Origin of the sequence: Arthrobacter sp., from assembly GCF_031179985.1 — a bacterium.
Classification (GTDB): domain Bacteria; phylum Actinomycetota; class Actinomycetes; order Actinomycetales; family Micrococcaceae; genus Arthrobacter.
The window spans coordinates 84,174-91,501 of sequence record NZ_JAPSHJ010000013.1 but is presented as its reverse complement, the minus strand read 5'-3'; the positions used below and the strand labels follow the sequence as shown (position 1 = coordinate 91,501).

Genomic DNA, 7,328 nt, shown 5'->3' with positions numbered 1-7,328 from the left:
CCCGGGTGTTCCCAGCCTACCCCTGCGCAGGAGCTTAGGCACCCGGGCGGTTGCTGCATTGACGTGGTTGGCCAGGTGGGAGCAGGGGACGAAGCGGCATTATGCGTAATTGCTGGCGGGCGTCTGCGGCACCCATGGCCTACCGAGGTCACGCGATCACGCTTCCCGCCGCCGGAGGGACGGGCAAGACGAGTACAGCCGCCAAGCTGATGCGGTGGAAGGGGGGCGTTCGTGGGAGACGACTGGGCCTTCCTTGCCGAGGACGCCACGCTGCTCGGCTACGCGAAGCCGATGTTCCTCAACCCGATCCGTCGAGGTCGCAGCTGAGCCGTGCCGGTGCCGTTGCCTGGGCCTGTCTGGCGTCCGAACTGGCGGAACGCCGTGTCCGGGAGCCCGCGTACGACGAGCTGTTGCAGACCGAGTCGCAGCGGCTTGCGCTCGAGAGGGTGGCCGTTCGGGATCTGGCGCGCCTGTCCCGGTTCCGGGCGGTGTCGGCATTACCTGTCGCCGCGACGCGTATGGTGCTCGCGGCAGCCGGGCGAAGCATCGCCAGCGAGGAGGCTCCTGCTGCAGCTGGCCGCTTCGCACGCACCCTCGACGCGCACGGTTCCCGCGTGGACTGGTACGTCTCCGCCCACACCCACCGGGCCCTCGAGTCTGCGCTCGAAGGGTGCCCCACCAGGTACATCAACACCGGCACGTGGTGCTCGGACGTTCGTGGTCGCGGACCTGACCAGTCGGACCGACTTGTGTTCCCGTATGCCGTGATCGATGTCGCCCCCGACGGTGTTACCGGCGGCGGACTGCGGTATTTTCGTCCGGATGGTGGCTGAAAGCCCTACATATTTCCCCGCAATATCACGGAACATCACGGGAAGCACAGGCACTCGCCGATGCGGAGGAGCGCCCGCAAACACCGTAGGATGTGGAAGGCAAAAAGCGATGACCACCCCCTTTCCTGACACACGGAGGAACAATGGCACTGAGTGCTTCCACGACCCTGCCGCACAACGTTGAGCTCGTAGCAGCTGTTTTCGTCAACGAGGATTTCCAGCGCCATACCAGCGAACTGGTCGGCGGGACCCTGGAATCCTTTACGATTGACGGCGACGTCGCCGGCTCGTTCAGCACCACTTCCGTCCGGACGTTGCCCACCACCCGCCTGCCGGAAATTGCCCGCAAGTTCGTCGGCGACACGCTGAAGGTAACGCAGCTGGAAACCTGGGATGCCCCTGCCGCTGACGGCTCCCGCCAGAGCAAAATCAGCCTCAAGATCGCGGGCGCTCCCCTCGACGTCACCGCCGTACAGCGGCTGGTTGCCGATGGCGGCAGCACGCGCGTTGAGCTCGAAGGCAATGTGACGTCGTCGGTTCCGTTCCTCGGTGGAAAAATCGCCGATGCCGCTGAACCGATGGTGGGCAAGGCCCTCAACATCCAGTCCCAGCAGGCACAGGCCTGGCTCGAAAGCCACTGATCCCGTGCAACTACCGGTACTGCTGTCGGTTGTCCTGATCATCTCGGGCGTGTGGTCCCTGGCCGTCTGGCCTCAGTTCCTTCGCCGCGTAATGAAAGACCCCCGGGCACGCGATGAGGCGGGGAAGGCCACCAAGTTCCTCACAGTCCACGTTGTGCTGGTGACTGTCTCCATGGTCCTCGGAGCCGCCACTGCCGCGATTGGAATTGCTGCGCTGGTATAGCCGGCAACCGGAACAACAAAAAATGCGCCTGCCCCGATTGGGCCAGGCGCATTTTCTGTTGAGCTGCCGTGCAGACTTCGTTGCGAGCGTGGTCCGAAAGTGGGTCCGGAAGTACTGGTGCCCGGACTTATGAGGCCTGCTTGAGGGCGTCCTCGGCCGCCACCCAGGAAATCATGGCGCACTTGACCCGGGCTGCGTAACGGGCCACACCCTCAAATGCGGCAGCATCGCCAAGGATTTCCGGATCAGCATGGACCTTGCCCCGCGATCTGAGGACTTCCCTGAACGCCGCTATCGTCTCGTGTAGCTCATCAACGGACATTCCTTCGGCCATTTCGCTGAGCACAGAGGCGGAGGCCATCGAGATGGAACACCCTTCACCGTCCCAGGAAATTTGGGCCACCTTTCCATGATCGACGGCGACACGGAGAGTCACTTCATCGCCGCAGACGGGGTTTAACTGGTGCGATTGCCCCGTTGATGCACCCTCAGGCGCCGCGGTGGCGGAAAGCCCGCTGCCGTGCCTGGTCTTCGAGTGATCAAGAATGATCTGCTGGTAAAGCTGGTCGAGGCTCATGTTCAGTTCCTTCGGTGGTCCGGTGATCAGACACGGAAATAGGAGCGAACCCCGGAGACGGCGTCCAGAAATTGATCAATGTCGTCAGTGGTGTTGTAGAGGTAGGCGCTGGCCCGGGTTGTCGCAGTAAGGCCAAGGCGCCGGTGGAGCGGCTGGGCACAGTGGTGACCGACGCGGACGGCGATGCCGCGTGCATCCAGAAACTGGCCGACGTCGTGCGCGTGGACTCCGGCCACGTCAAAAGCGGCCAGACCGATCCGTTCCACCCCTGCCCCCGGACCCAACACCCGGATCCCTTCAATCCGCTCAAGCCCCGCCACCATCCGTTGACCGAGTTCAGATTCCCACCGGTGCAACCGGTCAAGGCCCGTTTCACTGAGATAATTGACGGCAGTGGCGAGGGCGACAGCCTGCGAGATGCGCTGAGTTCCCGCTTCGAACCGCTGCGGCGCGGGCAGGTATTCCGCCCGTTCCATTGTCACCGTGGTGATCATGGAACCGCCCGTGAGGAACGGCGGCAACGCATCCAGGAGTTCCTGCTTCCCGTACAGCACGCCGATGCCTGTGGGCGCGAGCATCTTGTGGCCGGAAAAGACGGCGAAATCGACGTCGAGCGTTTTGACGTCCAACGCCAGGTGTGGCGCGGACTGGCAGGCGTCCAGCACCACGAGGGCGCCTTGCTTCCTGGCCATGGCAACCAGGTTCTGAACCGGATTGATGATGCCAAGGACGTTTGAGGCATGCGTGAAGGCCAGCAGCCGGGTGCGTTCGCCGATGATCGCCTCAGCCTGCTCCAGGTCCAGGCTTCCCGAATTGTCAATCGGGATGTAGCGCAGAGTTGCCCCGGTCCTGAAGGCGAGTTCCTGCCAGGGGATGAGGTTGGCGTGGTGCTCCATCTCGGTGACAACAATGTCATCCCCCGGCCCCACTGCGAGGTCTTTCAGCCGCCTGTCCCCCCTGCCCTGGGATGCCCAAAGAGCAGCGTTGGAAAGCGCATAACTGATCAGGTTCAGGCCCTCGGTGGCATTTGAGGTCCACACCGTTTCCTCATAGTTGGCACCGATGAAATCCGCGACAGTCTGGCGGGCGTCCTCGAAAGCATCTGTTGCCTCGACCGCCAGGTGGTGGGCGCCGCGGTGGACAGCGGCATTGCGCTGTTCGTAGAACTCCTGCTCGGCCTCAATCACGCTGAGCGGGTTCTGCGATGTGGCCCCGGAATCCAGGTAGATCAGTGGCTGGCCGTTAACCGTCTGGGAAAGGGCTGGAAAGTCATTTCTGATCCGCAGGACCTCCGCGTTGTCCATCGCGGGAACAGCGTGCTCCAGCGTGGTCGGCGTTGTTACTACAGCCATGAAACTCCTTGAAATGCCAATTGGAAGACACTCAATTGTCCCATAGCGCCTGTCCCAAAGCGCCGCTGCCTGGCTACTGGCGCCAGGAGGGAATTGTGCCGGTCAGCTCAGCCAGCCTTTGGTCAGAGGGGACAAAGTGTTCCATCAGGCGGTCCCTCAACCGCCGATCCAGCTGTTCACCGGGTTGCTCGTTCCACGGACGGACAGTCTCCGGTTGCCACAGCGGCAGGCCCAGCCAACGCTGGATGCCTTCAAACTCCTCATGCGGCGAGGCAAAAAACCTGTCCGCATCCACCACCCGCAGCCGGTCCGGCCCCAGCAGCCGGTGGATCCGCTCCACTTGTTCGGCGTACTGGCTCCGTCCCAGATAAGCGTGGTGGCGATGCTCGTAACTTTGGTACAGGGGATCCGCCAGCATGCGCTCCACCTCGCCACGCAGCCGTTTCGGTTCGAGTTCCAGCGCCCGCTCAAACGTCTCCGTTTCAAAACCCCGATTGAACTCGTGCCGGTAGCCGGAATAGGCACGGTTGACCGGATTCCGCACCATCATCAGCAGTTTCACGGCCGGCATATCCTGGGCAAGCCGTTCGATAGCCAGTGGGTGGAATGAGTAATATCCGCTGCTCTCAAACGTGATCTTTTGTCCATGCGTATCGCCTGCTGCGAGCGCGGCCAGCGGAAAATGTCCGCGATACCAGCTGTGCCCGCGATGGTAGTTCAGGTCAAAATAGCCCACACCTTTGGACGCCGTGGGACGGATCACGCCGGGATGGTCGGAAAGCAGACGGTACAGAGTAGTGGTTCCGCTGCGCTGGGTTCCAACGATTATCAGGGAAGGCATCATCCGGAGCCCCGCCGTGACAGTGCCGGCCGCTTCGGCTGCAGCCCTGGCAGCACCGGCCACCCCGCTCGGGAGGTGACCGCTCGCCCAGTGGGACAAATCCCGAAAAGTATTAGTGGACACGTGCAGCCTTCTCCCCCTGGCTTGTGACCAGTTCCAGTGCTTCCAGCATGAGCTTGCTCTTGGTGCTGATGGCGTCCCCGCCTTCACCCTGGGCACCCAGCAGATAGCGCAACGAAATGGCAGCCAGGTAGGCCCCCAGTACTGCATGTGTCCCGCGCGTCTGCCGGTGCGGGGTCCGGAAGCCCGGGGCGCCCAGCTCCAGTCCGTCAAGGATGGCGGCCAAGGTGGTGCCGGCCCGGCGGAGATGCAGGTTGAGCGGATAGTGCAACTGGTCCAGCCCCACCGGGACACCTTCGTCAAAGCGTTCCCAGTCCCACAACTGCAGCCTGCCGCGACGCCTCGCCATGTTCCAGGGGGTGAAGTCCCCGTGCCACGCTCCGACGCGCAACATCTGGTCCGGAAAAGCCGTCACCAGCCTGTCCAGGCACTCGCCAAAACGACGGCGGACTGAGTCATCAGTCAACTGCAAGTATTGAGTCCGCAGGCCCACCCATAAGGGTGTCTGACCGAGCGGTGATTCCCCATACGGAAAGGCCTCATTCAGCTCCAGCAATGCGCGTTCCCTGAGCCCTGCGAAGCGGGGCCCCCGGGCTGCCGGGACGGTGTTCAAGGCGGACATCACCAGCACGGCCATGGAACGCCACGATCCGAAACTGATCACAGCCGGCAGTTCCAGCGTGGAAAAATCCTTTGTGGAGAGCAGTGCGAGGTTCTCAGCTTCCCGGCTGACATGGCTGGAGGCTGTTGCTGTATCGCCGACCTTGACGAAGGCGAGGCTTCTGCCTTTCGAATCGAAAACCTGCAGCACGGGTTTACGGTTGGCTCTTGCAGGTCCGATGCTCAAGCTGACCGACACCGGCTCGCCCAGGACGCCCTCCAGATAGCCGAGGATGCTGCCCTCCCCTGCTTCGCCCGGCTGAAGCCGGCCCAACTCCGCCGTGTCCAACTGCACTCTGTCCGGAAGAAGGGCCCGCCCGGCTCCAAGGCCCAGGGCTGAAGCCAGAACCAGCCTCTGCACCGTCTCCGAAAGTGAAATTGCGGCGCTGTAGCGATGGAGTGCTGAGGAGGCGGCGCGGGCACTGCCGGCTGGAATGAGGATTCGGGGAGCGCGTGCGTGCGGTACCACCCAGAAACCTTCACCGTTCGCAACCTCAGTGGTGGGTCCGTACGGGCTGCGGGCGGATATCACCCTCCCGGCTGATCCGGGCCACAGGTCACTCAGCGTTGCCAGCAAAGGTTTCATGGTGTCAGTTGGTTCCACTGTTCCCCCAATCTGACCGCCCGGGGCGGTCACCTTTCGTCGTCGGAGCCCTGGCCGGGGTGGCGGCAGTTCTTCCGCAGGAATTAGAAGCTGTCTGATGTGCCTCGGGCTTGTCGCTGGAGAAATGCCTCAATAACCCCGGAAATGAACAAGGAGTCCTTGGGGCGCATCTTGTAAGAGTTCAACCTGTTGTTCTGGATCATTGAGACGAATTCAGCAATCGCGTAACGCAGTCCATCTCCAGCGAAGGGAAAATGGAACGTCTGATTGCGGCTGGGCTCAGGAAACCGGACAAAGATGTCCGTTGTCTGCCACCATGGACCGGGGACGTAGATGGTGCCCCGGGTACCGGTAACCGTTAAGTGCCCCTCGCTCTCCACTCCCAAGCCAACAGTGATGGAGGAGATTGACGAATCGAAGCGCAGGTTGATCCGGCTGAATTCGTCCACTGCATCGTCAGGATGGGGGTAGGTGGCAGCCTGCATATCCTGAAGCGGCGAATCAATGATTTTCGAAATGGCCAGCAGCGGCGTACTCGCCAACTGCGACACACTGCCACCAAAAGGAGCGTTCATCCGCGGACCCTCCGTCAGCCTTGTGTAGGTGGCGTCGACACACTTGACCGTTCCAACCAGACCGCTGCGGGCGAGCGCAACGAGCCTGATGAATCCTGGACAGTATGCCGTCTTGATCTCTTCGAGAAGAACCTTGCCACGCTCCGTTGCAAGGGCGTAAAGCTCCGCCGTTTCCTCCTGGCTCAGCGTCAGGGGCCTCTCGCACATCACATGGACGTCGCTTTCGAGAGCTCGCTTTATCTGGCGGTAGTGAGACTGAGCAGGACTTGCTATGAACACTGCGTCCACCGAGACGAGGAAGTCGTCGTAGTCCGAGAAGTGGTTTTGAATAGAGTTACTCTTGGCAAAGTCGCGGGCGATGGCGGCATCCGTGTTGAAGACAGACTCAATCTCCAGGCCGCTGACCTTGAGCGCCTCGTCGGTGAACCAGTTCGTTGCGCTCCCCGTGCCGGTAATCCCTAATCGGACGATGCCCAGCTTCTCGGCACGTAACTGTGTGCTGGAAACGCCGGCCGTCCGCTCGAGATAGATCACTTTGCAGAAATCGTTGAGGTAGTCGAACTTCCCCAGCCAGTCGGAACCGATAGCGAAGATCTCAGCACCATGTTGCTGGATGTCATTGATCTTCTGGCCCTCGTAGTCTTCGATGATCACCTCGTCCGCCAGGCCCGTGGCCTGCACGTTGGCAATTCGGGTCATCATGCTGTCACGGACGTTCAGCTTGCCGCGGGTTTCGTCATAAGAGCTGGTGGTAACCCCGACTATCAGGTAGTCACCGAGTGCTTTGGCCCGGCGCAGCAGTCTGAGGTGTCCCTCGTGCAACATGTCGAAAGTGCCATAGGTAATCACTTTCACAGGTGCTTGCGTGGTGTTCATCAGCTGTATTCCCCTCGATTGGCTGT

8 protein-coding genes are annotated in these 7,328 nt (G+C 61.7%); 3 read left to right on the top strand and 5 right to left on the bottom strand.

The genetic code is table 11. From position 1 onward, the window contains the following. Positions 1–410 precede the first annotated feature (410 nt). The 3 genes from RIN13_RS08725 to RIN13_RS08715 all read left to right on the top strand — a co-directional run bounded on the left by RIN13_RS08725 (position 411) and on the right by RIN13_RS08715 (position 1,697). Positions 411–833, top strand: a complete 423-nt coding sequence (locus tag RIN13_RS08725) for a hypothetical protein (RefSeq protein ID WP_309106938.1) — start codon at positions 411–413, stop codon at positions 831–833. A 143-nt stretch (positions 834–976) separates the two neighbouring features. Continuing rightward, the gene (locus RIN13_RS08720) at positions 977–1,474 is read left to right on the top strand and encodes a DUF2505 domain-containing protein (protein WP_309106937.1); all 498 of its coding nucleotides are present in this window, start codon (positions 977–979) and stop codon (positions 1,472–1,474) included. Between the two features lie 4 nt (positions 1,475–1,478). Continuing rightward, positions 1,479–1,697, top strand: a complete 219-nt coding sequence (locus RIN13_RS08715; RefSeq protein WP_309106936.1) for an SCO4848 family membrane protein — start codon at positions 1,479–1,481, stop codon at positions 1,695–1,697. A gap of 127 nt (positions 1,698–1,824) precedes the next feature. Here the strand turns inward: RIN13_RS08715 and sufU are convergent, their stop codons facing one another. The 5 genes from sufU to RIN13_RS08690 all read right to left on the bottom strand — a co-directional run bounded on the left by sufU (position 1,825) and on the right by RIN13_RS08690 (position 7,302). Then, positions 1,825–2,274: a Fe-S cluster assembly sulfur transfer protein SufU gene (sufU, locus tag RIN13_RS08710; protein ID WP_309106935.1), complete on the bottom strand. Its 450-nt coding sequence runs from the start codon at positions 2,272–2,274 to the stop codon at positions 1,825–1,827. A 26-nt stretch (positions 2,275–2,300) separates the two neighbouring features. Beyond that, entirely contained in the window at positions 2,301–3,626 is a 1,326-nt protein-coding gene (locus tag RIN13_RS08705) for a SufS family cysteine desulfurase (protein WP_309106934.1), read from the bottom strand. A 73-nt stretch (positions 3,627–3,699) separates the two neighbouring features. Continuing rightward, positions 3,700–4,590 (bottom strand): sulfotransferase, encoded by an 891-nt coding sequence (locus RIN13_RS08700; RefSeq protein ID WP_309106933.1) that lies wholly within the window; start codon positions 4,588–4,590, stop codon positions 3,700–3,702. Then, positions 4,580–5,833 carry a hypothetical protein gene (locus tag RIN13_RS08695; RefSeq protein WP_309106932.1) on the bottom strand — a complete coding sequence of 418 codons (1,254 nt, stop codon included), beginning with the start codon at positions 5,831–5,833 and terminating at the stop codon, positions 4,580–4,582. Before RIN13_RS08695 ends, RIN13_RS08700 begins: the two co-directional genes overlap by 11 nt. A gap of 101 nt (positions 5,834–5,934) precedes the next feature. Continuing rightward, complete coding sequence (locus RIN13_RS08690; protein ID WP_309106931.1) at positions 5,935–7,302, bottom strand: Gfo/Idh/MocA family oxidoreductase; 1,368 nt, start codon at positions 7,300–7,302, stop codon at positions 5,935–5,937. Between the last annotated feature and the right edge of the window lie 26 nt (positions 7,303–7,328).

Excerpts from the sequence above, each read along its gene's own strand:
- RIN13_RS08720 (WP_309106937.1), top strand. The coding sequence starts at position 977 with ATGGCACTGAGTGCTTCCACGACCCTGCCGCACAACGTTGAGCTCGTA.
- sufU (WP_309106935.1), bottom strand. The coding sequence starts at position 2,274 with ATGAGCCTCGACCAGCTTTACCAGCAGATCATTCTTGATCACTCGAAG.
- RIN13_RS08705 (WP_309106934.1), bottom strand. The coding sequence starts at position 3,626 with ATGGCTGTAGTAACAACGCCGACCACGCTGGAGCACGCTGTTCCCGCG.
- RIN13_RS08695 (WP_309106932.1), bottom strand. The coding sequence starts at position 5,833 with ATGAAACCTTTGCTGGCAACGCTGAGTGACCTGTGGCCCGGATCAGCC.
- RIN13_RS08690 (WP_309106931.1), bottom strand. The coding sequence starts at position 7,302 with ATGAACACCACGCAAGCACCTGTGAAAGTGATTACCTATGGCACTTTC.